Origin of the sequence: Rubinisphaera italica (assembly GCF_007859715.1) — a bacterium.
In the GTDB taxonomy this organism is placed as follows: Bacteria; Planctomycetota; Planctomycetia; order Planctomycetales; family Planctomycetaceae; genus Rubinisphaera; species Rubinisphaera italica.
In genome coordinates this window covers 4835026-4861313 of record NZ_SJPG01000001.1, presented here as the reverse complement: position 1 = coordinate 4861313, position 26288 = coordinate 4835026, and the positions used below count along the sequence as shown (strand labels likewise).

Sequence of the window (26288 nt, the reverse complement as noted above, 5' to 3'; positions counted from 1 at the left end):
CCTGGTGAAGATGATCAACTGCGAAGACTATTAGTTGTAAGACTGTGCAGAAGCCATGAAAATAAAAAAGGGTGACCAAGTCGTTGTAATCACTGGAGAGAATGCCTCAAGCACTCCTCATCTGGTTACACAAGTGCTCAAAGGCGGCCAGAAAATGGTTGTTCAGGGAGTCAATCAGGTCTATAAGCATGTCAAGCGGGGACACCCCAAGTCACCTTCGGGTGGACGACTCCAGATGGAAATGCCCATCCAGAGCAGTAATGTGATGTACTATTGCGAGTCCTGTTCAAAGCCTGCTCGGCTGGGGCTTCGATATACAGAAGAGGGTTCGAAAGAGCGGTTCTGCAAAAAGTGCGGGACTGCCTGTGGGACGATCAGCCCACCACGTGAAAAATACGCGACAAGCAAATAATCCAATTCAATACCGTGATCCTGACAGTATGGTCAGAATGAGGAGTGGTCAATCGTGACCCGGTTATTAGAGAAATACAACACTGAAATTGTTCCTGCGATGCAGGAAGAGTTTGGACGTAAGAATGTTCACTCACTTCCCAAGCTTCAGAAAATTGTTCTGAATATGGGACTTGGAAAAGCGATTCAAGATCGGAAACGTCTTGAAGAAGCTGTGCAGCATTTGACCGTTATTGCAGGGCAGAAGCCACAAATTACTCGTGCGAAAAAGTCGGTTGCCGGCTTTAAGTTGCGTGAGGGGATGGAAATCGGCTGCTGTGTGACATTGCGTGGACAACGCATGTACGAATTCCTGGATCGTCTGATTACGTTGGCTTTACCACGAGTTCGTGACTTTCGCGGAGTCAAAGCCAATGCATTTGACGGCAATGGAAATTATTCTCTCGGACTTTCTGAGCAGATGGTTTTTCCAGAAGTTGATGCCGACAATGCCAAGTACATTCAAGGTTTGAATGTTACTATTGTCACCTCTGCGACAAACAATGATGAAGCGAAAGTCATGCTGACTAAGTTTGGATTTCCATTCCGTAAGCCTGGCACAAATAACTAAAAATAAGTTTCGAGTCATAGAATACCTTCATGGTAGACTGTGGCTCACCAAATCGTGAGAACACGATTTGCGTATTTACGATCCCTGTTAAGATTCAGTTTTGGGAACAATGCAACCATGATGACCGACCCGGTTGCCGATATGTTGACACGAATTCGCAATTCCGTTGCGATCGAACGTCCAATTGTTGATATTCCAGATTCTAAGCTCAAGCGAGGCATAGCCGACGTTTTGAAGCGTGAAGGATATATCTGGAATTACGAAATCATCGAGCAGGTTCCTCAAGGAATCTTGCGCGTTCAACTCAAGTATGGTCCGAATGGCGAACAAGTCATTCAGAAAATTGTGCGATCCAGCAAGCCAGGACGCCGTCGCTATTCAGGAGTCAAAGAGACTCCTGAGGTGATGCAGGGCATGGGGATTTGCATCCTGACTACGAGCCAGGGCGTGTTGAGTAATCGAGAAGCCAAAGCCAAGGGTATTGGCGGCGAAATTCTCTGCACAGTATGGTAACATTTCGAGCTGACATGGTTTCATGCAGCTTCAGTTGAAAGTTTTGGCAGAATGTCTCGAATTGGCAGAAAACCTGTTCCAATCCCGGCCAACGTGGAAGTGAGCCTCTCCGGTCGCACTTTGACGGTTAAAGGCCCTGTGGGTACTTTAACCCTGGAACATCATCCGGGCGTTTCCATTGAAATCGGAACTGATCCGGCTCAAATTGTTGTAAATCGTCCAGATGATGCCCGTCAAAGTCGTGCTCTGCATGGTCTGACACGCAGTCTGGTCAACAACATGGCTCTGGGTGTTGTGACTCCATTCGAAAAACGCCTGGAAGTGGTTGGTGTTGGATATCAAGCCTCCATGAATGGGAAAGAGCTTTCTCTTCAGGTTGGATTTGCGAATACGATTAAATTGAAAATTCCCGATGGAGTGACTTGCGAGTTGCCATCTGGTACTCTGATTATTCTTAAGAGTGCGGACAAGCATGCCGTGGGGCAGTTTGCCGCAAATATTCGCCAGGTACGACCACCAGAGCCTTATAAAGGTAAGGGTGTGCGTTATCAGGGTGAGCAAATTCGCCGTAAAGCTGGTAAAGCTTTCGCGAAATAACGGGATTAAATTCGGCTTAAGCCGATTATTTCGAGCCGTGTCCTAATGCCTGAAGTCATTAGGTTCACATGCTTTGGAAAATAAATGAATTTCTCTGGCTTCCAGCAAGAAATCATTCAGCAATCACGATACTATCTGGCGTCACTGGCACAGATATTTTGGCACAGTTAATATAAGCTTTGAGGAAGTTGGCGATCGGCCATGAAAGTTCAAAAACGAGTCACAAATCGACGGAATCGTCGTGCTTTCCGCGTCCGTAATCGAGTTCGCTCAATTGGGAAACTGCGATTGTCAGTCTTTCGCAGCAACTGCCATATGTACGCTCAGATCATTGATGATGCCGCAGGGAACACTGTTGTTTCTGCAAGTACCATCGAGCCTGCAATTGCAGGCCCCAGCAAGTATGCCGGTAATGTTGAAGGCGCTACAAAAGTGGGACAACTGCTTGCAGAACGAGCAAAAGAAAAAGGGATCGACGCGGTTGCGTTTGATCGCGGCAGTTATAAGTACCATGGTCGCGTAAAAGCACTTGCTGATGCGGCCCGTGAAGGCGGATTGAACTTCTAAGGTATTTCTGCTCGTCGATAACAAGATGGGCTTTTGAAGACAACTAATTGATCATATTGAAGAATTGGGAGTGAAGCGTTGGCTACGGAAACCAAATCAGACTCACAGGAACAAGTCGTACAAATCCGACGTTGTGCCTGCGTAGTCAAAGGAGGACGGCGGTTCAGCTTTGCAGCCATGGTCGTTGTCGGAAATCATAAAGGCGAGGTTGGCTGGGGATACGGTAAAGGGAACGAAGTTCCTACCTCCGTAGAAAAAGCGGTCAAGGATTGCAATCACCATAAGATTCGCGTGAATCTGAATGGCGATACGATTCCTCATCAGATTGAAGGTCGATTCGGTTCTGCCCGTGTTCTGCTCCTGCCTGCCAATCCTGGTACAGGTATTATTGCGGGAGCCAGTGTGCGTGCGGTTGTTGAATCCGTCGGTATTAAAGACATCCTGACCAAGGTTCGCGGATCCACCAATCCGATCAATGTGGTTAAGGCAACTTTTGATGCTTTGTCTAAGTTGCGTAACCGGGATGATTTTGCTCGCTTACGTGGTGTAGACGTTTAATTTTGTCAGAGACTCCGGTATTGGATTTCGTTACCGGTTATAAATGAGCCAAATGTTTCGCAGTTTTTGCGATTGAAGATAAATAGACACTGAGAGACGAGACCGTATGTTACGAGTCGTCTCGACATACGGGAAAGTTACTCCCATGATTATCGATGATGTCCATCGCGGCATACATAAGCGTAAAAAACGTAAACGAATTGGTCGTGGCGTAGGTTCAGGACATGGCAAGACTTCAGGTCGTGGCCATAAAGGTTATGGATCTCGTGCTGGCTCCAGTACTCGCCGTGGGTTTGAAGGTGGTCAGACGCCAATCTTCATGCGAGTTGCCAAACGTGGTTTTAACAACCGCGCCTTTGCCGATGTCGTCGCGATTATCAATCTTTACGATCTGGAGAAGCATTTCCAGGACGGCGAAGATGTGACACCTGAAGCATTGAAGAAAAAAGGTTTGGTTCACGGCAATTTCGATGCTGTGAAACTGCTGGGGAATGGTGAGTTGACGAAGAAGTTGAACGTCAAATTACACCGGTTCTCTGCCTCAGCGGAAGATAAAGTGACTTCGATTGGCGGAAAAGTGGAACCGATTGTTTAGTCACAATCAGTATGAGATTAAGTACATGCCTTTCCAGTTCGGGAAGGCATTTTTTTTGAACTGATAACGTTCGATTTCGTTTTGATGGCTTAAGACAGGCCCGTTTTGGGCCTATTCGGCGCTACTTTTAGAAAGAGCATTCGTTTCATCCCATTTCTTTAGGTGATGGGCTTGCGAAAATAGCAAAGATGAACGAAAACTCTCATACCCATAATTAGCGGGACTTGCTAAAACTCCCAATTGGAGTCTTCAGCAATCAGGCCGATCTGATTTAAAATGAATACTATGCGTGGATTGGATCCACGTGAAGTTCCTACTCTCAATTTGTATAAGCTCTCGTAAGACTCAGGATTATCGTCGATGTTTGGAAAGCTGATCACGATGTTTCGCATTCCCGAATTGCGAAACAAAATTTTGCTGACTGTCGGATTGCTGGCGGTTTACCGGCTTGGTTTTTGGATTCCACTGCCGTTCATCGATCAGGAATTATTCCGCATGCAGATGGAAAAGCTGCAGCAGGGTGGTTCCGGGTTTGGCCAAGTGATTCAAATGGTTTCTCTGTTCTCAGCATCTAACCTGGGGAACTCGACCATCTTCGGTCTGGGAATCATGCCATACATTTCTGCCTCGATTATCTTCCAGCTGATGGGGTCGGTGTATCCGCCGCTTGAGGCACTTCAGAAAGAAGGGGAGTCTGGTCGTAAGAAAATCAATGAATACACCCGTTACGCGACGGTCGTGATTTGTCTGCTGCAAAGTTTCTTCTGGATTCGGGCGATCTCGGCCGGTTTTGGAGCAGACGAAGCGGGCTTGATTATGAAAGAGTATGACTGGTGGCTCGTGCACATCATGGGTGCTCTGATTATGACTGCAGGGACAATTTTCCTGATGTGGCTGGGTGAGCAGATTGATGAATACGGAATTGGTAACGGGATCAGTTTGCTGATCATGGCGGGGATTCTGGCACAGATGCCGACCTCGATGTGGGAGTTTCTGCAGCCAGCCTTTGAGAATGGGATTCGAGCCGGTTCCGAGACGGGAATCGATCGTTTGATTCTGTTGCTGGCCTTGTTCATTGGTGTCGTTGTCGGAGTGATTGCGATGACGCAGGGGCAGCGTAAAATTCCGATTCAAAGTGCGAAGCATGTGCGTGGCCGCCGTGTGATGGGTGGGCAGCGACAGTATCTGCCACTCAAAGTGAATCAGGCTGGTGTGATGCCCATCATTTTCGCATCGAGCCTGCTGATGTTCCCTTACTTCCTGTTTTCGCAGGCGGCGAATATCTTTACGGATTCGCTGACATTGAAAACTCTGGCCAATGCATTCGGGCAGGGTCGCGGTTTCCTTTATAATCTGTGCTATGTCGCTCTGATTTACTTCTTCTGTTACTTCTGGACCGCCATTACGTTCAACCCGAAAGATATGGCCAATAACCTGAAAGATTACGGCAGCTTCATTCCTGGGTATCGTCCGGGCACACGAACGGCGACTTATCTTGAGCAGGTGATGGTGCGAATCACTTTTGTCGGAGCTGGATTCCTGGCAGTTGTGGCGATCATCCCGACGATTGTTGCTCGCTGGATGAATATCCCGTTTATGCTGGCCAGCTTCTACGGGGGGACAGGTCTGTTGATTGTGGTTTCAGTTGCCCTGGATCTGGTTCAGAAAATTGACAGTCATCTGGTCATGAGAAACTACACCGGGATGCTGGAGTCAGACGATAATTAGGCTTTGAGTCTGCGTAAGTATTACTTTGAATGGGTGAGGGCTATTATTGGCCTTCACCCTTTTCTTATTTGTGTGAAATGAAACAATGGGCCTGAGGCAAGTCTTCATGATATTGTAGGTTGGGTTACGCTTCGCTATCCCAACCTGCTTTGATGAGTTCAATAATTTTGTGCTGTTTGTTAGCGGGATAGTCTGAGTGATAATATTAAAAAGTCGTCGTGAAATTGAGAAAATGCGAGAAGCGGGGCACCTCGTTTCTGAAGCTCATCAGTTAATTTCTTCTATGATCATGCCGGGAATCAGCACCGCTGAGATCGACCAGGCGGTTGAGCAGTTGTTTGCTGAGCGAGATGCCATCCCCCTGTTCAAAGGTGTTCCCGGGCCGGTTCCGTTTCCGTCCGTGTGCTGCATGTCCGTTAATGAAGAAATCGTCCATGGAATTCCCAGCACCAGGAAACTGGTGGAGGGGGATATCATCAGCGTCGATACCGGTTGCAAAGTTAAAGGCTGGTGCGGTGACTCGGCCTGGACTTATGCAGTTGGTCAAGTTGATGAGCAAAAACAGTTGTTATTGCAGGTTGGCGAGCAGACACTCGATTTAGCGGTCGAGCAAATGGGCAAATGCCGCTGGTGGAGCGAAGTGGCGCGCCAGATGGAAGAGTTTGTTGATCAGCACGGATTCAGTTCTGTTGAGGACTTTGTTGGCCACGGCATTGGCCGGGATATGCATGAGGATCCTCAGGTGCCGCATTATGTCGATAAAGAAACCCTCGAAAAAGATTTTGAATTGAAGCCAGGTCTGGTGATTGCCGTCGAGCCGATGGTCAATGCAGGCACAAATCAATTGTATATACGGAATGATCACTGGACAGTCTCGACGAAAGATGGTTTACCAAGTGTTCACTTTGAGCACACCATTGCAATGACGAAAGACGGTCCGGAAATTCTCACTCCCAGGCTTGAAAAAGTCTGAAGCAAGCGATTGATACCGCGTTCCTAATGAAAACCGGGATATCATCAGACCCGGTTGGCTGGGTCGCCCCGGAAGAAAAGCCCCCGGATCGTTGAACTTCCGGGGGCTTCCGTTAAAGCGGAACACCCCCCCCCGCCACCCAGAAGCGGAGTGCCACCCGAAGTGGAGAAACATCTCTCGTTCCGCCTCGCTGACCAGTTTTTTGCATAAAATGGCATAGAAGATTTGACGATGAGAGTTTAACCAAATTGCTAATCGTTAGTCGTCCCCTCGCTGACGTTTCGGGTTAAGATGCGGAGGCGATGGCGCACTGTCGAGCATATCCAAAAATTACCTGCAGCGTTCAGCAGGAGCAAATGCATCGTTTCTAGGATATTTGATGTCCATGCGACTGCAGAGACCATTTAAAAATGGTCTAGTAATTGCTATTTTTGTATCTGGCGTTATGCAAAACTTCAGATTTAACTCAAAATGACAGCAGGTCGCCCGGAAATTGTCTTGATTGGAGTGATTCGGCACAGCAAATTTCGATTTTCCTGATCTCAGTCCGCTGTTTGGGTTGTCAGAGTGAAACTCAGATGTCTATAATTCGCGATTCAAACTTCAACGGTCTGCCGAATCAGGGCTTCAGGGTCACGGTTTGCTCGCAGTTAACGGACAAGCTGTTCGTTCATGAGGGGTTCAGTGCAATAAAATAAGCCTGAAATCACTCATGCAAACCGGCAGGTGTAAAATCGGTGCGTGTTTTTTGGAAGCTAATCACTGGCAAGAGCTTTCAATTTCCAGTAAGCCCCTTAGAAGGGTTACAGGCAGACGGCATTAATTGATTTGAACAGGTGGTTTGAGCTTTGGGATCACACTTCAAGGGGCTCCAGTGGGGTTCGGTGATTTCGGAGGTTTTTAGGTGTCAAGAGAACTGCAGCCAGTAGAGCGATCTACCCGGTTGTATTTAGTGTGGAATATCAGGTCGAAAGTGTTGGAATCATGAAGGTCAGGGCGAGCGTTAAGAGAATTTGCGAGAACTGCAAGGTCGTCCGTCGTAAAGGGCGTGTGTATGTGATTTGTTCTTCGAATCCGAAGCACAAGCAGCGCCAGGGTTAAAGCGGGCCGGAGTTGAGGTGGGTTTTGGCCACATTTGACAATCAGAGACAATTTCTCCGCATGATCTGCGGGTTTCCAAATGGAAGTGAGTGAGTTATGCCACGTGTTCAGGGTGTTGATATTCCGAACAACAAAGCGTTTTATATCTCGTTGACCTATCTTTACGGGATTGGTCGACATACTGCGATTGAAATTTGCCGTCGTATGGGTGTGGAGCCCACGACTAAGGCAAAAGACTTGAGCGATGATGATATTGCTCAGTTGAACAATCTGCTCGATACCGATTATGTGATCGAAGGTCAATTGCGACGTCAGACTCAGCAGCACATTGCCCGTTTGCGGGAGATTCAGTGCTATCGTGGGTCCCGTCACCGTCGCGGGCTGCCTGTGCGTGGTCAACGAACCAGTACCAATGCTCGTACTCGCAAAGGTGTACGTAAGACGGTTGCCGGTAAAAAGGGTGTTAAGGATATGCGACACTAAAATCGTCTGGCTTTGCAGCAGATTGTCTGTTGCTGAGGACTGGCGTTGGGAATGCCTAAAGAGAAAAGCACTGGTTGTCTGTCATTGGGCAGGGCCGGTTGGAGATAATTCTGGCAGCCGCGGAATGGGGCGGGTGTCAAGTTCAGTCAAATCTGTCGGGAGAAGTTCGTGGCGAAGCAGAAGAAGAAAAAGATCCGTCGTAATGTGACTAAGGCGATTGCCCACATTAAGGCGACATTCAATAACACATTGGTGACGATTACCGACACTAATGGTGAAGTCCTTTGCTGGGCCGCGGCTGGCACAGTCGGGTTCAAGGGCAGTCGAAAAAGTACACCTTTTGCTGCTCAGCGAGCGGCAGAAGTCTGTGCAGACCGCGCCAAAAAGTTTGGCGTCCGAGAAATGGAAGTCCGTGTGAAGGGGCCAGGTTCAGGCCGTGAAAGTGCAATCACTGGTTTGCAGACGCCGGGCATTGCTGTTCGTCTGATTGAAGATGTTACCCCATTGCCACATAATGGTTGCCGCCCTCCGAAGAAGCGACGCGTCTGATTGATGCGTCAGTCTGACTTTTTTGGGGCTGACATTTTTTTTGAGCTGACTTCCTACATTCCGCTATGGTTTCTCTGCATGATACCAGCGGTTTTGAGAACTGATAAAATCGAGATCGGGAGAGATTTGAATGCGAATTCGATGGCGCGGACTGGAATTGCCGAATCGACTGGTTATTGACCGGGCGACCGCGACACCCACTTACGGTAAATTTACCGCTGAGCCGTTCGAGCGAGGTTTTGGCTCGACAATTGGTAACAGCTTACGACGAATTCTGCTTTCTTCTTTGGAAGGAAGTTCAGTTACACGAGTGAAAATTCAAGGGGCTCAGCACGAGTTTACGACCATTCCGGGTGTCGTGGAAGACGTGACTGATATCTGTCTGAACTTGAAGTCACTGATCGTGAAAAGCCATGCTGCTGGTCCGAAAATTATTCGGATTGAAAAGCATACTCGCGGAGTTGTGACCGGTGCTGACATCATCACGGACGATCAAGTTGAGGTATACAACAAGGACCTCATCATTGCGACGATGACAGACGACGTTCCGTTGTCAATGGAATTGACGATTGAAAACGGACGAGGTTACATTCCGGCTAACGAGCACTTCGAGCGTGATCCGGAAGTAGGAGTCATCCCTTTGGATGCTTTGTACTCACCTGTTGAACGCGTTCGATTTTCCGTTGAAGAAACTCGTGTTGGTCAGCGTACCAACTACGACAAGCTGATTCTGGAAATTTGGTCGAATGGGACCGTTTCACCGGAAATGGCATTGGTTGAGTCTTCAAAGATTATGCGAAAGCATCTCAACCCGTTCATTACCTATCGCGAACCGGGTCCAGAAGTTTCTCCAGAAGGCGGCCTGCATGGCATGTCCGAAGTGACTGGCCATTCGCCAATCGATCTGGAACTTGAAGAAAAATTGAATCAGTCACTGGCCGAACTGAATCTGTCTGTCCGAGCAACCAATTGCCTGGAATCAGAAGGGATTGTGACGGTTCGCGATCTGGTGACAAAGAACGAAGATCAACTGCTGCAGGTTCGCAACTTTGGTGAAACGACACTCGTCGAAGTCCGTGAACGTCTCAGCAGCATTAATCTGCGAATGGGCATGAAACTGCCTCGTCGTCAGACTTCTCCACAAGATTAGAGCCTCTGGCTCAGTGGATTTTGTGTCACAATCTTGTGAACTATCAATTTCAAGCCCATTAGGGCATCAGTCAGTTTTTTTGAATTAAATTATCATGAGACATCGCGTACGTGGACGCCATTTGGGGCGAACTTCATCTCATCGCAAGGCTATGTTCCGTAATATGGCATGCAGCCTGATCCGATCTGTCCGTGCCGATCCGGAAGAATATGGTTCACCAAAAGTTGCAGGTCGTATTATTACGACTGTTGCCAAGGCAAAAGAACTTCGCCCGCAGGTTGAAAAGCTGATCACATTGGCTCGTAAGTCTTTGCCGATACAGCGTAAAGCAGACGAGCTGGGAACTTCAGCAGAACGCAATTCCGAACAATGGCGCAACTGGCGGAAGTCTGAAGGCTGGCAGGAATGGAACCAGGCACAGGCGCCTGTCCTGGCCATGCGGCGTAAAGCTTATTCGGTTCTGCGAGACAACGAAGCTGTCGATATTCTGTTCAGCGATCTGGCTGAAACATTTGAAGAACGACAAGGCGGATACACCCGCATCGTCAAGCTGGCCAAACCTCGTCTGGGTGACGCTGGTCCACAGGCGTTGATTGAGTTTGTTGGCGTTCGCGATCGGGTTTCCACAAAAGGTTCAGCTCCTGTAGTCGTGACAGATGACGAAGAAGCTGTTGCAGAAGAGCAGACCGAAGAACCAGCCAGCGAGGAAGCAGTGGCTGAAGAAACGGCGACAGCTGAATCCGAAGAGTCAACCGAAGAAAGTTCGGAAGAGAAGCCCGAGTAGTCGGCTCGATTTCGGATGAAGATACAAAAGCTCCTGTTTTGCAGGAGCTTTTTTTACGTCTATTGTCTTTCTGCAATTTGAATTGCATCGAAGATGCCATCCCAGGTGAACTTGGTGGCTATGGCATTTATCGGCAGGCCAGCTCCTTCTGCTGCTTGAGCAGTGATGGGGCTGATGGCGGCGAGTTTGATTTTCTTTCCGAGATGCTCCCGTGCTTTTTCTGGTATCAATTTTGCCAGTTGGCGGGCAATAGCCGGGCTGCTCAGGCCGATCCAGTCGAGTTGGCCAGTTTCGATCAGTAGCTGAGTTTGTTCTGAAAACGCTGTTGTATCCTGATGGTGGTAAGCGACGACTTCATCAAGTTGAATCCCCGCTGATTTGAGTTCTTCAGAGATGACGTCCCGCCCGCGATTGGCCCGAGCCCATAAGACGGGCTTCTCAGGAGTTGTCTGGATTAATGCTTTTGCTAGCGATTCTGAGCAATAATCGTCAGGAATGAGGTCGGCTCGTAGTCGGTAGGCCCCTAAGGATTCTGCAGTTGATGAGCCGATGCAGGCAATTTTAGTCCGGTAGAGCAGTCGGGAGTCTAACCCGAGTTCCCAGACGCGTTCAAAAAAGTGCTGCACGCCGTTTGCGGAAGTGAAAAGAATCCATTCGTAGTGATTCAGCGACTGGATTTTTTGATCCAGTTCGGCATTGCTTTCCGGTTTTGTGATTTCAATGAGAGGCATTAAAACAGGATCGGCACCAAGAGAAACCGTCTTTTGAATTTGTGGCTCGGCTTGTCCTGAGGGGCGGGTAATACCGATCCGTTTTCCGAGTAATGGCTTGTTTTCAAACCAGTGAATCCGTTCTCGCATCCGAACGCATTCCCCAACAATAATCAGAGAAGGGGGGCTCAATTCTTCTTCGAGTACACGTTGGGGGAGCTTGGTTAGTTCATCGGTTACGACTCTCTGAAACGGAGTCGAGGCTTTGGTAATAATCGCAGCGGGAATACTGGCTGACATTCCTTCGCGAATCAATGCCTCTGCGATTTCCGGCAGGCGATGAAGACCCATGTAAAAAACGAGTGTGCCGGGAAACTTTGCGAGTAGATTGTAATCCAGTGCAGTCGATGGCTTTGTGGGGTCTTCGTGCCCGGTAATCAGACAGACTGCTGAGGCGTAATCGCGATGTGTCAGCGAAAAACCGGCATACTCAGCAGCTGCAGTTGCCGCTGTGATTCCGGGGACAACTTCAAACTCTATGTTCTCGGCTGCCAACGCTTCGGCTTCTTCGCTACCTCGACCAAAGATATAGGGATCGCCCCCTTTGAGGCGGACAACGATTTTGCCGAGTTTGGCCTCTTCGATGAGTCGCTGATTAATCTGTTCCTGTTGGAGTGTCCGTTTTCCCGAGCTATCGGCTCGAGCCGTTCGCTCGGCTTGAGCAGAGGTGTGCCTGAGGAGCAGTGGATTGACGAGTCCATCATAAAGTATGAAATCCGCTTTTCGCAGACATTCCAATCCTTTGAGCGAAATCAATCCGGGATCCCCTGGTCCTCCTCCAACTAAATAGACCTTTCCTGTCTTTGGTGGCATGAGCGAAAACATCCTGTCGGCGATAGCTGGGATTGAGTCAATAAAAGGCAAGAAATATCGATTGTAAAGGTTGTGCAGTTCGATCGAAACAGATTGGAGTCGAATAGAAAATAGATTTGATAATGAAATGGAGATCAATTTCAGGGTCAGATAGGAATTGATGGTCTGGATAATTTTAACTGAGATTTCCACGCCAGTTTTCTGGATTATTGCCTCGATAGTTGAACCTTTTCCGGGTACAATTGCTCTACCATTTGCAGGGCACACCGATCGCGGTGCGCACGCTTATCCAACCGCACATAAGTGTTCGGCGTTCCATTTCTTTTTGTGGGAATGAACGGGCGAATAGAGTTCAATGATCGAAAGTTAAAGATCGTGGCAATTGCAGAAGAAAAATCGACCAAACAGGCCCAGATGAATGGGGCCGAAATCATGATTCAGGCATTGATTCACCAGCAGACCAAATACGTATTCGCCTATCCGGGCGGGGCCAGCATGCCCTTGCATCAGGCTTTACGGAAGTATCGCGATGAAATTCGCACGATTCTTCCCCGCCACGAACAGGGTGGGGCTTTTGCGGCTCAAGGTGTGTCCCGTTCGACCGATAACGAGATCGGCGTTTGCATGGCAACCAGTGGTCCCGGGGCAACAAACCTCGTGACGTCCATTGCCGATGCCAAGCTCGATAGCGTCCCGCTGATCGCAATTACGGGTCAGGTTCCTCAAAGCGTCATCGGGAGCGATGCGTTCCAGGAAACGCCGATGGTGGAGGTTTGTCGGGCGATCACGAAGCATCATTATATGATTACGAACATCAATGATGTGGCTCGCATCGTCAAAGAAGCTTTTCACGTGGCCAGTACCGGCCGGCCCGGTCCTGTACTGATTGACTTCCCGAAAGATGTTCAGCTCGATTCGATTCCAGCTGATGAAGTTGATTTCGATCCGCCAATGAATTTGCCTGGTTACAAACCGGAAGTGCCCGATGTGGCGACCGAGCAGATCAATCAGATCATTGCCGCGATTCGCCGCTCTAAGAAGCCAATCCTGTATGTTGGTGGTGGCTGTATTCTATCTGGAGCAGCCGACGAGTTGCTGAAATTTGCCGAGAAGGCACAAATTCCTGTCACTATGACTGTTATGGGCCTGGGAACATTTCCGGGAACTCACGATCTTTCCCTGCACATGCTCGGAATGCACGGCACCGTGTATGCCAATCTGGCCATCGATGAAGCCGACTTGTTACTGGCGTTCGGCGTTCGGTTTGATGATCGCGTGACCGGGAAACTCGACGAGTTTGCCAAGCACGGTAAAATCGTGCATGTCGATGTCGACCCTTCCGAGATCCACAAAAACAAAGAAGCTCACATTCCTGTTGTTGGCGATGTTAAGCAGGTCCTGCACAGCCTGAATGCTTCGTTGAAGGATTCGGATATTCCAGACACTGCGGAATGGCACAAAAAGATTAAGGGCTGGAAAGAACAGTACCCACTAGCCTATGCCGATTACGATACCGAAATTCCGCAGCAGTATGCGATTGAAACATTGTGGAAGATGACTCGGGATCGAAGCCCTTATCTGAGCGTTGGTGTTGGCCAGCATCAGATGTGGTCTGCTCAATACTTCAAGTTCGACAAGCCTAAGCACTGGCTCTGCTCCTCAGGATTGGGAACGATGGGTTTCGGCCTGCCTTCAGCCATGGGGGTTGCTGCTGCTCATCCGGATGAACTTGTTATCGATATTGATGGCGATGGCTCCTTCCAAATGAATATCCAGGAACTCGCGACCCTGGTATGTGAAGATCTGCCTGTCAAAATGCTGTTGCTCAATAATCAGCATCTCGGCATGGTGGTGCAGTGGGAGGACCGCTTTATGGAAGGGCGTCGAGCTCACACCTATCTGGGGCCAGTCCACAAGCCCGAAGCACTGGGTGATGGTGATGGAATTGTCGGCGAAGAAATCTATCCCGACTTCATTACTATTGCCAAAGGTTACGGCATAGCCGGGCAACGCGTTCGTGAAAAGAAAGATCTCGAAGCCGCGATTACTGAGATGATCAATTACGATGGTCCTTATCTCCTCGAAGTCATTTGTCCTTACCAGGAACATGTACTGCCAATGATTCCGGGCGGAAAAACTGTTCGCGATATTATTATCAAGTAGTCCAGGGTCGTGAGGCTTGAGTCCAGAGCTGAAGGTTTTGGATTTCGCTTCAAGACAATTGAAATCGTTAATGTCCCGGCCAGTTTTGGTCGGGGCTTTTTTTGTGAATCATCCTGGCCAGAAGCGTCGACGAGGGGACGGCTATCGATTAACAATACGGTTAAACACTGGTCTCAAAAACGCATATGCTTTATTGCAAAGCACATAGCGCGTAGAACACGAGCCAATGAAAAAATATTGGCTGGTTTGAAGTGAAAGTATTGCAACTCAGTATTGACTCAATTTCAGATGCGAAGTCGTCCCCACACCGACGCTTCGGGTTAAGATCTCTTGATCAATGCAACCTCGCATGTGCCTACAACCTTCAAATAAAAAACGCCCCGCGTAAAACCGCGGGGCGTTTGTGTGCGAGCTTCAACAGGTTTGCGAAGGATGAAGCTTGCGGTTGGATTTAGTCCATTGCCGATTTGATATCAGGCAATGACATTCGTGTCATCAGTTAAAGAGTGTTCTGTCGGAAAGGCTTCGCATTTTCCTTTCAGCAGTATTCTCTCGGGTTCAACCGAGATAGAGCTCTGTGTGTACTTTCTGAGGCGTGCTCTGGTAAAACTTAGGGCCTTTGAGTTCGGTGTGCCTTGGGTCCCGTCGATAACGTCCAGTTTCTGTTGGGGGAAGCGGGACATATCGAATTTGCTGCTGCAGGCCTGCATCCAGCTCCGTCATGCAGTGAATCCCCAGATATTCTCTTGTGGTGCTGTTCTCGTCTGTCGTGAAATCTTTCATAGCGATTTCCTCCAACACAATTGGATGCCAGTTCAGATAGCGTGGAGCGAAGCTACGTTCGTATCGTTCGCTCCAGAGTTCTGAATTAATGCTTGCTTCAATAATCGCATCCAGAATCATCGTAAGCACCGGTCCCTTGGTTTACAGGTTTCCCTTCTTCTCTAATTGACAGGATCGGCAAGGTTGTGGTTCATGCGCCAACGGAACGTACAAGTTTTCACTTTCGCTTCTGAATAATCAACGCGTTACCGCTGCGAATGACAGGATTGATTCGACTGAAATAATATTGCTGGACGTTATAATCGGATTAATGAGATCGCCATTGAAGAAGGTGGCCAGTTCCGGCAAGGCTTTTGTAGCGATGAATGAATCAGATCTGCGTATGAGGAGAACGATATGGTATTAAACCAGGCTGGTTCTTCGAGGCGAATCATTATCGGCATGGATGAAGCCGGCTACGGTCCCAAGTTAGGTCCACTTGTCATCGCGGTCTCAGTCTGGTCGATGCCTGAAACATTGACCGTTGAGGATCTGTGGTCCCAGTTAGATGGTGTACTAACAAATGCTCCGGTCAGTCGAGATAAAAGACTGCATGTTGCGGACTCCAAGCAGGTGTATTCATCGACGAAAGGTATTGCTTCGCTGGAGCGATCTGTGCTTTCGCTGATGGCCGCCTGCCAGGGGAGTTCTCTCAATCTGACTGATTCTGCAGACTTCCTGGCTCTGCTTCTCAAGTTACTGGGTGAGGGGTTGCCGGCTTCATTTTCAAGGCAACCCTGGTACAACTCCTGTTTGCTTTCACTCCCCTTGAAGGCCAGGCTGGATGAGTGTTCAGAAGTTCTGAAAAAGGTAGACCGTTCGTTTCAGAAGTGTGAACTCCAGCTCGAACAGTTGCAGGTTGATGTGGTTTGTCCTGAGCGATTCAACGCTCTCATTAAAGAGTACGATAACAAAGGGGAAGTGTTGACCCGTCTCTCGTTGGCATTGGTCAAGGATTTTATTCCCCTGAACTCTGTTGCCTGTCAGGTTCTGGCTGACAAGCATGGGGGCCGCAGTCGCTATCTTCCGTATTTGATGGATGCTTTCCCGGATCGCTTTTTCCTGACGGAGAAAGAATCCCAGGAGCAAAGTCGTTATTGGAGCGACTCTCTTTCGCTGGCATTTTCCGTCAAAAGCGAGCGATATCTGCCTGTCGCAGTCGCTTCCATGGCCGCCAAGTATATACGTGAACTTTGTATGGAGGCATTCAATCGATACTGGAAAGAGCGTTGTCCAGCGGTGAAGCCAACCAAGGGTTATCCGGTTGATGCCGCGAGATTCCGTAAGCAAATTGATCGTTCCTGGGAAGAACTGCAGCTCCCGGAATCAATTTTGTGGCGAAATCGATAGCTTCCGCAGCGATTAGAATTCGAATCGATCAGGCTAGATGGCATGAAATAATCCAGCCTCCCGGAATGACTTGGAAGCCGGAATACTGCTTCATTACATAATTCTCCTGAGTCTCAAAATAAACGTCATATTCAGCTGCCTAAACCGTAGGCAGCTGAATTCCCGGCAACATGTGCCTGCTTCCTGTGCATTGACGAGCCACTGCAGGCCGTGGAAGCCGTGCGCGGCGGCGTTTTTGTGCAATATCTTCCCTTGGCGGCTATTTTGCTGATAATGCAAGCTGTCCATGGTGTTTGTGCACTATTATTGCGCAGTGTTCCGGTTATTCCATGCATGCGAATTAACACGGTTTTCCCATTCTTCTGCTGGATTCTTCATCTGGGATTCTGTAATCTAATTGATGATATCATCATGTTGATCTCGTGTGGCGATAAATATCTTACGGTACGTTCACGAAATTGATGATATTGAACGAGCGGAGACAGCCGTTCCATTCGACCATTCATAGCCATATCAGGCGTTAGCTGGAGGAAGAGCAATGCTAGTACTCTCAAGGAAGTCAGGCGAGAAAATCCGTATTGGTGACGATGTTGCAATCACTGTTGTTCGCATCGGTCCCAACACAGTTCGCCTCGGGATTGAAGCACCACGTGACATGAGCATCCTGCGCGAAGAACTCTGCGAAGCCGACGCTCAAAAGCGAGATGATGAACAGAAAGACTCGTCCGCTATTGCCGGTTAATTCGAATCGGAATAACAACGTGGAGAAGTTCTGGTGAGACTTATTTCAACCAGGAATTGCATAGGCTTCTGAGACGCAATTCCTGGGACGCACAATCAAGCACTATGTCTCAATCTGCTAAGGTGCCATTCTCAGAGCGAGTCCTCTGAGATCTTGCCTTACCACTAATCGTCGGGTGCTATATCCATACATGTCGTGGACTTGCTTAATGCAACATAAGAAAAAAATACCAGCATTGACTTCTATTCAATTCAGCTGACTTATGCTTGTCCAACCCCTCGAAATCAAGACTTCCAAATTGAATATCAACACACTTTGCATACTCACACAAGCATGAGCATGGCGGCCCGGTTCTGAGCTCTACTCAGATTGCTAAGGATTCGGCTGGGTCAACTTCTGTTGACAGAATTTGATCAGCTCGATTGCTGACTGGTGCGTTGGGTTGATGATTAGAACCTTTTCTCCCCAGCCAATTCCTTCGCGATACCGGCCCTGATTGGCATAATACAAGCCGAGGTTGAGCCGAGAGTCGATATGCGTGGGGCGACTGCCTGCAAGATCAATCAGCATTTGTTCTGCTTTCGCGACCTCTACGTTGTTAAACAACATGGTCGTTGCGTAATTCGTCTGCACGGCTGGGTCGTCTGGGGCCAGCTTCATTGCTTCCGTATAATAGTCCAGAGCTTTTTGGGGATCGGTTTTGCTGTAAATATTGCCCAGATTCAGATACGGATGCATCAGCTTAGGCTCCAGGGCGATCGCTTTCTGATAAGGCTCGATCGCTTTTTCTGCTTGTCCTGTCCGCTGTAGAGCCAGGCCATAAATATTAAACGCCTTCCCCGAACCAGAGTTTAATCGAATCGCTTTTTCTCCGATGGAAACCGCTTTAAGCTCATCCTCCGGTTGATGAGTCAGTAGCAACGCCCGCGTCAAATTTGTGTAGGCCCGACCACATTCAGGAGCCTTGGCAACGGTATCGCTCCAGAGCAAAACAGGGTCCGAAAAAATCCTGTTCCTCAAGTGTGTCACTGCCATCAATGGGACTGCAGTCACTACCAGGAAAAGTGACAATATTGTTCCTCGGGAAAGATTTCGGTTTTGAAGTTTTCCCGCCAGACAAAACAGCCCAAGTGCCAGTGGGATAAGTATTGACAATATTGGCAGATACATCCGGTATTCAAAATAAGGATTCTCCAAGGCAATGAAACTGCTGCGCGGTCCCAGATTGATATAGAACCAGGCTCCCAGAAATCCCCAGATCGGGGCTTTGAAGATCGCAACTAAAAACAGCAGAAAGACCACGGTCAGTACTCCTGCACAACTCCAGAAAATCCAGGGCGCAGGCGGCTGAAGATGTCCGCGGTCAAAACAAAGATCACTCGGCCAAAAAACGAGCCTGACATAGGTGAGGATTATTGGAGGCTGGGTTTGGAAATATTCCCAGCGACTCAGGCGGGCTCCTCTTTGCACGAACAGATCCTGGCTGGAATCGCCTGAGGAGTTTGCCACTGAGATTGAGTTTTCGGAACTCTCTGCCGAACTGCTGGTCGCTTGTGAAAATTGGGTTGTCGGTGAATCCAGAGAGGGCAGCATCGCTTGCCAGCTGCTATTGAAAATTAAGGTTGACCACAGGATGGCATAATAAAAGCCATGGCTTTTGCAGAGAGATTTCCAGTTATCATTCAGAAAAATCCGGTCGTACCACAGCACGAGCAAAGGAGCCACGACCATTGCTTCTTTGGATCGCATGCCGAGCAGGCAGCAGAGGAGCGAAAGGGTGAGCCAGAACCATTTCCATTCAATCTGATCGCGACTTTGATAGGCTTGAATCAAAGTCGCGATTGTCCCCAGAAACAGCAAGCCCATCAGTGCTTCGCTACGTTGAGAAAGATAAGTGACAGCCTGGATGTGAATGGGATGTACTGCGAATAGTACCGAGGCAATCAATGCCGTCCAGGCTGATTTCTCCTCCACCTTTGCAGTCGAGGTTGGGTCAGCAGTTTTGGAATTTTTTCGCGCACAGTAAAGAGTCATGCTCTGGCGAACGACCCAATAAACCAGCAGGCTGCTCAGAAGGTGGATGAGCACATTTCCGATGTGAAAACTGAAAGCGGTTGAGCCAGACAGGGCATCATTGACGGCAAACGTCCACATGGTGAAGCCGCGGGTATTGAGATTGTCTGTAAAAACATTGCTCGGCGGCCAGAGATAGAGGTGAAGTGAGTAGTCCCCCAGAAGCGTGTGGAAGTCATCCTGGAAAAACTCACCGGAAAAGGCATTTGCGTAAACGATGAGTGTGCAGGTCGTGATGAACAAAATTGCCAGAAGCGAAGAGCGAATCATGGAAGGTTTCCGCATGTCTCAGGTTGAATCAACTGATTCTCAGATTGGAGAGGGCATGGATACTCTCAAAAAAAGTTATTTGAGTAATCAGGCCCCAGGCAGACGATGCAGGATGCCAGCCTTTAAACTACAAAAACCCGAGAGAGTAAGATACTCTCCCGGGCTGTTTCGTCACAGTCAGCTAAGATCAGATTCGATTACTCGAATTTGGTTTTATTGACAAAGCTTGTGTACAGAGAAGCTCCATTGAAGCATTCGAAGTGAGGCAATTCGATCTGGTTTGAAGTGTAACCATCAGCTTCTTCTGTTCCACCAATCATGCCGAAACCTGGGTTGAAGAAGTGGTCATTATCCAGGTCTTTGAATGTTTTGACAGAACCATCAGCCATCAGGAGGTTAACACTTCCGCTGTGAATGGCGTACCAGTCACGAGTGTCTTGCAACCAGAGCAGGCCATCGTCTCCACCATAAGTGGTGTTCCAGACCGCTGGAGTAGTATTTCCGTCAATCAGTGATCCGAAATCGTTTGGTGAAGGGTAAGTGTCGCCGCCCAAAGCAGTTGTTCCGTTCTGACCATACCAGTTGACAGCTGCAGATGCTTTAACAACATTGTCGAGGTAGTCAACATCTGGACCAGAATCATCAATTTTAGCAGGACCATCGTTGGCTGCTTCGCAGAGGCGATCGCCAGAGGAAACGAATCCTGGGAGTTCGACAGTCAGGATCGCTTCACCAGAGTCACCAGGAGAAGAATCTCCGAGCAGGGGAATGTTGCTTGATGGAGGATCAGCAGAGTCCATTTTTGCGATTGTCAGAGGGCCAATCGCATTGCCCAGGCCTTTGCAGGTCCCATCAGCTGGGAACCAGGTGTTTGTTCCACCAGAGCCAGTTGTAATCACAGCTGTTCCGTCACCGGGAACACCAGCGATGTCAGTACGTCCGAGGTACCAAGATGCGGCGTAGTTTGTGGCGTATCCCTTTTCAATGAAGTTGCGCACGATGTATTCACCGCGAGCAGCAGAGAAAGAAGCTCCACCAGTACCGGAAGTTGTGAATTCGACACAGGCACCTTCAGACAGTCGGTAGGCGAGAGTTGTTCCGAGTTTACCAGTTCCTGAAGTGTCTCCACCGAGCAGTTCATTGAACTTTTCAGAAACGCCGAATGGGCTGGAAGGACAACGCAAAGCAGTACCAGAACCGGAACCCTGGTTAACAAGGTCGGCGACGAAACCGTAAGTATCGGGGCAGCCATCTCGGTTGTAGTCGAAGGTACCTGTGCAGAGTCGACCTTTCGGGTCAGCATCAGCGAAGGTGTACATAGAAATTCCGAACTGACGCAAGTTGTTTTTGCACTGTGTGCTACGAGCCGCTTCGCGGGCACGTTGAACCGCTGGAAGCAGCAGAGCTGCCAGGATGGCGATGATCGCGATGACGACCAACAGTTCGATCAGGGTGAAGCCGGCACGCTTCATGGAACGAGTCTTCATTAAGTTTCTCCAACAATTAGAGAGTGACAATGTGTGCTACCGTGACCCTCACGGCAACGTATAAGAATAGAGCTGAGCGCTGGACCTCTGCACCGGTTTCTATAACCTGCAATCATCCATAACACTCGGGCGTAAATCGAAAATATTTCGACTCACAAAATTTTCCAACATGAAGCAACCGATGAGCGTAATCCTTACTACACGAGTTGTTCGATGTTGATGTGAGCAGTTGCCTGCTCGGCATTGAAACAGGCAGTAAACTGCCTCGTACTCAAATGGGCAACGGATGCCTGGTGCGTCCCTGCAAACTAATATTCTCAGAAGAAGGCTTAGAGAATGAATTGTGAAGATTGTCCAAATTTTTGAACTGACCTGTGCACAATTTTGATTCAAGCCTTAATCGCTGACAGAGATTTCTTATTCAGTTTTCTGTCGGCTGGTCCTCTTCCTGTCTTGCATGATTCCAATTCAATGCAACCAGGACTGCTATGCACATTTGATGGCGGTGTGCTAACCGCTCGTTTTCAGTCGGCTATTCGAGGGTGAATTCTTATAGCCGCCTGCTGACCGTCTGAGATGTTTTGTTTATAAATTCCGTATGTTTATGCTTTGTGAAGTCATCGAGAAGATCTCAAAAAACTGAAAAAAGATCAGTTGGGATGCTTCCTGTTGAATGTTGTGGGATAGGAGAATCTCTACGAGTTCCCGAACAATTCCTAAGTATCGTATCCCGAAATAGGAACAAGGCATCAACGGTACGTTAAGATCCTGTTAATCTCCCGCGATTCTGCCTCGTTGAAGTAAGGAGCCTGTCAGATCTAACAGTTCAGAATGATTGGTATGTCCGTTTTCCTGAATCAGAACGGTTTCGTGCTTTCGAGTGATGTGAAATTTATTGAGTGGTCTACAATAAAATGGACTCGAAACTGGTAAGGGACTGGACTATTGAATATTGCGATTGTGGGCTCTGGAATCTCGGGATTGACTTGCGCAAAGATTCTACAGCCGCATCATCAAATTACGGTTTTTGAAGCTGCAGACTACGTGGGAGGTCATACTCACACGATTGATGTCGAGACGTCTCGGGGAACCGTTGGGATCGATACGGGATTCATCGTTTATAACGAACGGACTTATCCCAATTTTATCAGATTGATTGAATCACTGAATGTAGAGACGCAGGAGACGCGGATGGGTTTCAGTGTCCGCTGTCACGAGACGGACTTTGAGTATAATGGGGAATCCCTTGGTGGTTTGATTGCAGACAAGCGAAATCTAATTCGTCCCCGGTTTTATCGTATGCTTTGGGATCTAACCCGGTTTTATCGAGATGCCGCGGAGTATTTGCAGAGTACGGTAAAGTCTGATCATACAAGTAGCGAGTTGACCGTCGCCGAATTCGCCCGACAACATCGATACTCGCAGTCGTTTATCAAGTATCATCTGCTTCCGATGGGGGCAGCGATCTGGTCCTGTAATGTGAAATCATTTGGCGAGTTTCCGTTTCGATTTGTCGCAGAGTTTTATCAGAATCACGGCTTGATTCAGGTGTCCAATCGTCCGATGTGGCGGGTTATTCGGGGAGGCTCCTATCGATATGTGGAGAAACTCACTGAAGCATTTATGGATCGCATCCGCTTGAAGACTCCAGTTCAGTCTGTGGTTCGCAATCCGGGTCATCTTCTGGTGACGACTTCCGAGGGAGTTGAGAAGTATGACCATGTCATACTGGCATGCCACAGTGATACGGCATTGAAAATCGTTCAGGAACCTGATGAGATTGAACGTGAAATTCTGTCCGATTTGCCTTACACCGCAAACACGGCTGTGTTGCATACAGATATTTCCATTCTTCCAAGACGACGTAAAAACTGGGCGAGCTGGAATTATGCTCTGTATCCTGACTATGACGATGTGCCGACCCTGACGTACAATATGAATATCTTGCAGTCGCTGAACCTGGAAGAAACATACTGCGTAACACTCAACTCGAGTGACAAAATTGATCCAGATCTCATCCTGGGTACATATCAATACGACCACCCCGTTTTCACTACGAAACGTGAACGGGCTCAAAAACGGCATGGAGAAATGATTGGCCGAAATGGACTTTCATATTGCGGCGCTTACTGGCGGAATGGGTTTCATGAAGATGGCGTTATCAGTGGAATGGCGGTCTGTCAACAATGGGGCTTGAATCCTGGCTGGATCCTTCCTTAGTGAAAAGCGGTGATGGAAATCAATCAACCTGATGTTTGCGAATCCAAAATGCACATAGGACAGAAACCCGCAATGCCTGCGAGTTGTCTGTATGTTGGTCAGGTTTCACATGTTCGCAAACGACCGGTGCGGAATGCGTTTCGATATCGATTGTTCATGTTGTATCTCGATCTTGAAGAAATACCCAAGGTGTTCGATCGCTACTGGCTTTGGTCGACTGAGCGGAGAAATGTGGCTTCCTTTTATTGTCAGGATCATCTGCGGACATCGCGTGGAAGTTTGCTTGAAGACGCGAGAGAACTGGTCGAAGAGAGGCTTGGCTTTCGACCGGAGGGGCCTGTCCGGTTGCTGACTCATTTGCGGTACTACGGATTTATGATGAATCCGGTCAGCTTCTATTTCTGCTACAATCTGCAACAGCAACCTGTGGCGATGATTGCCGAAGTGAATAACACGCCCTGGGGTGAGCAGCATTGTTATGTGATGAAGTGGGATTCATCGACTGAGCAGGGAATCCAGAAATGGGAGGCCGAAAAAGAATTCCACGTTTCGCCGTTTATGGAAATGCAGATGCGATATCGCTGGGAAGTTCGGGAGCCTGGCGAGAAGCTACTCGTGAACATCGCAAATCACGATTCCGAAGGGCTATTGTTTTCAGCGGGAATGAATTTGCAGCGGGAAGAAATCAATGCGGGAAATCTGGCGAAGTGTCTGATCAAATACCCGGCCATGACAGCCAAGGTTTATGCCGCAATTCACTGGCAGGCATTGAAGTTGTGGTCGAAAGGCGTGAAGTATGTGCCTCATCCGGAGTGAGATGTTCATGTTGGCACAATAATTTTAATCAAGCATAAAAAAAGATCGACAAGAATTCATTCTTGCCGATCTTTAAATAATTGATCATCACACTCAACTATCGCTTCAAAATTGCCAGCAGGCGGCGATTGCGTTCAATGTCGTGTTGCTTGGCAGCTTGTGCTGTCGTTGTTGTCGCAGGTCGTTCGAGAGCTTCATTGAAAGCCGCTTCGACTTCTTTGACTTTCAGATTGATCACCGGCTCGGCATGATTGGTCAGCAGAGTCACCGCTCCACCTTTCACCTGCACGAAACCGCCGTCGATGAAATAGCTCGTTTTTTCAGAACCGTTAATGACAACCAGTTCGCCAATTCCTAGTCGCCCAACCACCGGAGCACGGCCAGGCAGGATTCCGATCTGTCCATCTTCCAGAGGAAACTGCAACGAAGTCGCATCCTGAGTGAGCAAGGTCTTCTCAGGGGTGACGACCACAAGTTGTACGGTATTGGCGGCGATCATAATGAGAGACTTTCGGGCTAACAGGACCCGTGGTGTTGAAAAAATAAACACACATCCTTTGAGATGGATTTCCGCTCAAAGTCAGTTGATCAATAATCTCTCTGGATGTGTGCTTGAGTCAATTAATGTTTGTTGGTTACGCTTTTTCCTGCATTTTCTTAGCCTGCTCGGCTGCTTCCTGAACACCACCGACATACAGGAAGGCCTGTTCTGGCAGGTGATCCCATTTGCCGTCGCAGATTTCTTCGAAACTGTCCAGGGTTTCCTGCAGCGGAGTGATTTTACCAGGCTTGCCAGTAAACGGTTCGGCCACAAGGAACGGCTGAGACAGGAAGCGTTCGATACGGCGAGCACGGTGCACGATCAGTTTGTCTTCTTCGCTCAATTCTTCGACACCCAGAATCGCGATGATGTCCTGCAGTTCGCGGTAACGTTGCAGAATCTGTTGAACACGTTGAGCGATGGTGTAATGTCGCTCTCCAACATATTGTGGATCCAGAATTCGGCTCGAAGAGGCGAGAGGATCGATAGCGGGGTAAATCCCCTTTTCTGAAATCTTTCGTTCCAGGTAAATGAACGCATCCAAGTGAGAGAACGCGGTCGCTGGAGCAGGGTCGGTTGGGTCGTCTGCAGGCACGTAAACGGCTTGCACGGAGGTGATCGCCCCGCGTTTTGTGGAAGTAATTCGCTCCTGCAGAGCACCCAGTTCGGTACTCAAGGTTGGCTGATAACCCACAGCTGATGGCATACGTCCGAGAAGAGCGGACACTTCAGAACCAGCCTGAGAGAAGCGGAAAATGTTATCGACGAACAACAGGGTGTCTGTACCAGTCGTATCTCGGAACCACTCGGCCATTGTCAGTGCAGAAAGAGCGACACGCAGACGGGCTCCCGGTGGCTCGTTCATCTGCCCGAAGACCATACAGGTTTGCTCGATAACGGAACGGCCCGTGTTACCGATTTCGGCTTCCTGCATTTCCAGCCAGAGATCGTTTCCTTCACGAGTTCGCTCGCCCACACCTGCGAACACAGAGTAACCCCCGTGAGCGGAAGCGATACGGGCAATCATCTCTGTCAGAATAACGGTTTTGCCGAGCCCGGCTCCTCCGAACAGTCCGGCTTTACCACCACGCACGAACGGGGTGAGCAGGTCGACCACTTTGATTCCGGTTTCGAAGAGTTCTGTTTTTGAACTCAAATCTTCCAGTGGTGGAGCCTGACGGTGAATTGGCCAGCGTTCTTCTGTTTCGACGGCTCCACGACCATCAATTTCTTCACCCAGCAGGTTGAAAACTCGTCCCAGAGTCCCCTTTCCGACGGGAACAGAAACGGGGCTACCTGTGTCGGCGACATCCATGCCGCGAACCATGCCCTCGGTCGATCCGAGAGCAACACAGCGAACGCGACCGCCACCCAGGTGCTGCTGAACTTCGCCGGTCACTTTGACGTGCACACCTTTGACGTTCTGATCGATTTTCAGGGCGTTGTAAATATCGGGGAGACCCTCGTTAGAAAACTCGGCATCGAATGTCGATCCGATAATCTGTGTCACCTTGCCGATATTCTGTGCAGTTGCAGTGGACATGGAAAAACCTCGGTCTCTTGATATCAAACAGTTTGAACGTATTTATTGTGATGTCCGAT

At 48.8% G+C, this 26288-nt stretch carries 25 protein-coding genes; 19 read left to right on the top strand and 6 right to left on the bottom strand.

Annotated features, from left to right (window positions below; all coding sequences use genetic code 11):
* Positions 1–55: 55 nt before the first annotated feature.
* The 14 genes from rplX to Pan54_RS18335 all read left to right on the top strand — a co-directional run bounded on the left by rplX (position 56) and on the right by Pan54_RS18335 (position 10619).
* On the top strand, positions 56–412 hold the full coding sequence (rplX, locus tag Pan54_RS18400) for a 50S ribosomal protein L24 (protein WP_146504871.1): 357 nt from the start codon (positions 56–58) through the stop codon (positions 410–412).
* A gap of 51 nt (positions 413–463) precedes the next feature.
* On the top strand, positions 464–1021 hold the full coding sequence (rplE, locus tag Pan54_RS18395; protein ID WP_165441994.1) for a 50S ribosomal protein L5: 558 nt from the start codon (positions 464–466) through the stop codon (positions 1019–1021).
* A 117-nt stretch (positions 1022–1138) separates the two neighbouring features.
* Positions 1139–1534: a 30S ribosomal protein S8 gene (rpsH, locus tag Pan54_RS18390; RefSeq protein WP_146504869.1), complete on the top strand. Its 396-nt coding sequence runs from the start codon at positions 1139–1141 to the stop codon at positions 1532–1534.
* A gap of 51 nt (positions 1535–1585) precedes the next feature.
* The gene (gene rplF / locus Pan54_RS18385) at positions 1586–2131 is read left to right on the top strand and encodes a 50S ribosomal protein L6 (RefSeq protein ID WP_146504868.1); all 546 of its coding nucleotides are present in this window, start codon (positions 1586–1588) and stop codon (positions 2129–2131) included.
* A gap of 201 nt (positions 2132–2332) precedes the next feature.
* Complete coding sequence (rplR, locus tag Pan54_RS18380) at positions 2333–2698, top strand: 50S ribosomal protein L18 (protein ID WP_146504867.1); 366 nt, start codon at positions 2333–2335, stop codon at positions 2696–2698.
* A gap of 78 nt (positions 2699–2776) precedes the next feature.
* On the top strand, positions 2777–3256 hold the full coding sequence (rpsE, locus tag Pan54_RS18375; protein ID WP_146504866.1) for a 30S ribosomal protein S5: 480 nt from the start codon (positions 2777–2779) through the stop codon (positions 3254–3256).
* Positions 3257–3401: 145 nt separating this feature from the next.
* Positions 3402–3851 (top strand): 50S ribosomal protein L15, encoded by a 450-nt coding sequence (rplO, locus tag Pan54_RS18370; protein WP_146506490.1) that lies wholly within the window; start codon positions 3402–3404, stop codon positions 3849–3851.
* A 360-nt stretch (positions 3852–4211) separates the two neighbouring features.
* Positions 4212–5579 carry a preprotein translocase subunit SecY gene (gene secY, locus Pan54_RS18365; RefSeq protein ID WP_146504865.1) on the top strand — a complete coding sequence of 456 codons (1368 nt, stop codon included), beginning with the start codon at positions 4212–4214 and terminating at the stop codon, positions 5577–5579.
* A 196-nt stretch (positions 5580–5775) separates the two neighbouring features.
* The gene (gene map, locus Pan54_RS18360) at positions 5776–6552 is read left to right on the top strand and encodes a type I methionyl aminopeptidase (protein WP_146504864.1); all 777 of its coding nucleotides are present in this window, start codon (positions 5776–5778) and stop codon (positions 6550–6552) included.
* A 984-nt stretch (positions 6553–7536) separates the two neighbouring features.
* On the top strand, positions 7537–7653 hold the full coding sequence (gene rpmJ / locus Pan54_RS18355; protein ID WP_146504863.1) for a 50S ribosomal protein L36: 117 nt from the start codon (positions 7537–7539) through the stop codon (positions 7651–7653).
* A 96-nt stretch (positions 7654–7749) separates the two neighbouring features.
* Positions 7750–8136 (top strand): 30S ribosomal protein S13, encoded by a 387-nt coding sequence (rpsM, locus tag Pan54_RS18350; RefSeq protein ID WP_146504862.1) that lies wholly within the window; start codon positions 7750–7752, stop codon positions 8134–8136.
* A 168-nt stretch (positions 8137–8304) separates the two neighbouring features.
* Positions 8305–8685 carry a 30S ribosomal protein S11 gene (rpsK, locus tag Pan54_RS18345; protein ID WP_146504861.1) on the top strand — a complete coding sequence of 127 codons (381 nt, stop codon included), beginning with the start codon at positions 8305–8307 and terminating at the stop codon, positions 8683–8685.
* Between the two features lie 130 nt (positions 8686–8815).
* Positions 8816–9835 (top strand): DNA-directed RNA polymerase subunit alpha, encoded by a 1020-nt coding sequence (locus tag Pan54_RS18340; protein WP_146504860.1) that lies wholly within the window; start codon positions 8816–8818, stop codon positions 9833–9835.
* 94 nt (positions 9836–9929) lie between these two features.
* A complete protein-coding gene (locus Pan54_RS18335; RefSeq protein WP_146504859.1) occupies positions 9930–10619 on the top strand; it encodes a bL17 family ribosomal protein in 690 nt (229 codons plus the stop codon).
* 59 nt (positions 10620–10678) lie between these two features.
* Here Pan54_RS18335 and cobA read toward each other — a convergent pair whose 3' ends face one another.
* The gene (gene cobA, locus Pan54_RS18330) at positions 10679–12202 is read right to left on the bottom strand and encodes a uroporphyrinogen-III C-methyltransferase (protein ID WP_146504858.1); all 1524 of its coding nucleotides are present in this window, start codon (positions 12200–12202) and stop codon (positions 10679–10681) included.
* 375 nt (positions 12203–12577) lie between these two features.
* On the opposite strand from cobA, the gene ilvB reads away from it, so the two are divergent.
* Complete coding sequence (ilvB, locus tag Pan54_RS18325) at positions 12578–14365, top strand: biosynthetic-type acetolactate synthase large subunit (RefSeq protein ID WP_207310176.1); 1788 nt, start codon at positions 12578–12580, stop codon at positions 14363–14365.
* A gap of 558 nt (positions 14366–14923) precedes the next feature.
* On the opposite strand, the gene Pan54_RS18320 is transcribed toward ilvB, so the two are convergent.
* On the bottom strand, positions 14924–15268 hold the full coding sequence (locus Pan54_RS18320; RefSeq protein WP_146504857.1) for a hypothetical protein: 345 nt from the start codon (positions 15266–15268) through the stop codon (positions 14924–14926).
* A gap of 276 nt (positions 15269–15544) precedes the next feature.
* On the opposite strand from Pan54_RS18320, the gene Pan54_RS26135 reads away from it, so the two are divergent.
* Both Pan54_RS26135 and Pan54_RS18310 read left to right on the top strand, forming a co-directional pair.
* Positions 15545–16537: a hypothetical protein gene (locus tag Pan54_RS26135; RefSeq protein ID WP_207310175.1), complete on the top strand. Its 993-nt coding sequence runs from the start codon at positions 15545–15547 to the stop codon at positions 16535–16537.
* A gap of 538 nt (positions 16538–17075) precedes the next feature.
* Complete coding sequence (locus tag Pan54_RS18310; protein ID WP_146504856.1) at positions 17076–17279, top strand: carbon storage regulator; 204 nt, start codon at positions 17076–17078, stop codon at positions 17277–17279.
* Between the two features lie 372 nt (positions 17280–17651).
* On the opposite strand, the gene Pan54_RS18305 is transcribed toward Pan54_RS18310, so the two are convergent.
* Both Pan54_RS18305 and Pan54_RS18300 read right to left on the bottom strand, forming a co-directional pair.
* A complete protein-coding gene (locus tag Pan54_RS18305; protein WP_165441846.1) occupies positions 17652–19622 on the bottom strand; it encodes a tetratricopeptide repeat protein in 1971 nt (656 codons plus the stop codon).
* A gap of 197 nt (positions 19623–19819) precedes the next feature.
* Entirely contained in the window at positions 19820–21109 is a 1290-nt protein-coding gene (locus Pan54_RS18300; RefSeq protein WP_146504854.1) for a DUF1559 family PulG-like putative transporter, read from the bottom strand.
* A gap of 960 nt (positions 21110–22069) precedes the next feature.
* Between Pan54_RS18300 and Pan54_RS18295 the strand changes: the two genes are divergently transcribed.
* Both Pan54_RS18295 and Pan54_RS18290 read left to right on the top strand, forming a co-directional pair.
* Positions 22070–23329, top strand: coding sequence for an NAD(P)/FAD-dependent oxidoreductase (locus Pan54_RS18295; RefSeq protein WP_261343205.1), 1260 nt, complete (start codon positions 22070–22072; stop codon positions 23327–23329).
* A gap of 72 nt (positions 23330–23401) precedes the next feature.
* Positions 23402–24145 carry a DUF1365 domain-containing protein gene (locus Pan54_RS18290; RefSeq protein ID WP_165441845.1) on the top strand — a complete coding sequence of 248 codons (744 nt, stop codon included), beginning with the start codon at positions 23402–23404 and terminating at the stop codon, positions 24143–24145.
* A 97-nt stretch (positions 24146–24242) separates the two neighbouring features.
* Here Pan54_RS18290 and Pan54_RS18285 read toward each other — a convergent pair whose 3' ends face one another.
* Positions 24243–24695, bottom strand: coding sequence for a FoF1 ATP synthase subunit delta/epsilon (locus Pan54_RS18285; protein ID WP_165441844.1), 453 nt, complete (start codon positions 24693–24695; stop codon positions 24243–24245).
* Positions 24696–24780: 85 nt separating this feature from the next.
* The gene (gene atpD, locus Pan54_RS18280) at positions 24781–26229 is read right to left on the bottom strand and encodes a F0F1 ATP synthase subunit beta (protein WP_146504850.1); all 1449 of its coding nucleotides are present in this window, start codon (positions 26227–26229) and stop codon (positions 24781–24783) included.
* Positions 26230–26288: the final 59 nt, after the last annotated feature.

What these genes read in the sequence shown, in the direction of transcription:
- rplX (WP_146504871.1), top strand. Translation starts at nt 56, where the DNA reads ATGAAAATAAAAAAGGGTGACCAAGTCGTTGTAATCACTGGAGAGAAT.
- rpsH (WP_146504869.1), top strand. Translation starts at nt 1,139, where the DNA reads ATGATGACCGACCCGGTTGCCGATATGTTGACACGAATTCGCAATTCC.
- rplF (WP_146504868.1), top strand. Translation starts at nt 1,586, where the DNA reads ATGTCTCGAATTGGCAGAAAACCTGTTCCAATCCCGGCCAACGTGGAA.
- rplR (WP_146504867.1), top strand. Translation starts at nt 2,333, where the DNA reads ATGAAAGTTCAAAAACGAGTCACAAATCGACGGAATCGTCGTGCTTTC.
- rplO (WP_146506490.1), top strand. Translation starts at nt 3,402, where the DNA reads ATGATTATCGATGATGTCCATCGCGGCATACATAAGCGTAAAAAACGT.
- secY (WP_146504865.1), top strand. Translation starts at nt 4,212, where the DNA reads ATGTTTGGAAAGCTGATCACGATGTTTCGCATTCCCGAATTGCGAAAC.
- rpmJ (WP_146504863.1), top strand. Translation starts at nt 7,537, where the DNA reads ATGAAGGTCAGGGCGAGCGTTAAGAGAATTTGCGAGAACTGCAAGGTC.
- rpsM (WP_146504862.1), top strand. Translation starts at nt 7,750, where the DNA reads ATGCCACGTGTTCAGGGTGTTGATATTCCGAACAACAAAGCGTTTTAT.
- Pan54_RS18340 (WP_146504860.1), top strand. Translation starts at nt 8,816, where the DNA reads ATGCGAATTCGATGGCGCGGACTGGAATTGCCGAATCGACTGGTTATT.
- Pan54_RS18335 (WP_146504859.1), top strand. Translation starts at nt 9,930, where the DNA reads ATGAGACATCGCGTACGTGGACGCCATTTGGGGCGAACTTCATCTCAT.
- cobA (WP_146504858.1), bottom strand. Translation starts at nt 12,202, where the DNA reads ATGCCACCAAAGACAGGAAAGGTCTATTTAGTTGGAGGAGGACCAGGG.
- Pan54_RS18320 (WP_146504857.1), bottom strand. Translation starts at nt 15,268, where the DNA reads ATGATTCTGGATGCGATTATTGAAGCAAGCATTAATTCAGAACTCTGG.
- Pan54_RS26135 (WP_207310175.1), top strand. Translation starts at nt 15,545, where the DNA reads ATGGTATTAAACCAGGCTGGTTCTTCGAGGCGAATCATTATCGGCATG.
- Pan54_RS18310 (WP_146504856.1), top strand. Translation starts at nt 17,076, where the DNA reads ATGCTAGTACTCTCAAGGAAGTCAGGCGAGAAAATCCGTATTGGTGAC.
- Pan54_RS18305 (WP_165441846.1), bottom strand. Translation starts at nt 19,622, where the DNA reads ATGATTCGCTCTTCGCTTCTGGCAATTTTGTTCATCACGACCTGCACA.
- Pan54_RS18300 (WP_146504854.1), bottom strand. Translation starts at nt 21,109, where the DNA reads ATGAAGACTCGTTCCATGAAGCGTGCCGGCTTCACCCTGATCGAACTG.
- Pan54_RS18290 (WP_165441845.1), top strand. Translation starts at nt 23,402, where the DNA reads ATGCCTGCGAGTTGTCTGTATGTTGGTCAGGTTTCACATGTTCGCAAA.
- atpD (WP_146504850.1), bottom strand. Translation starts at nt 26,229, where the DNA reads ATGTCCACTGCAACTGCACAGAATATCGGCAAGGTGACACAGATTATC.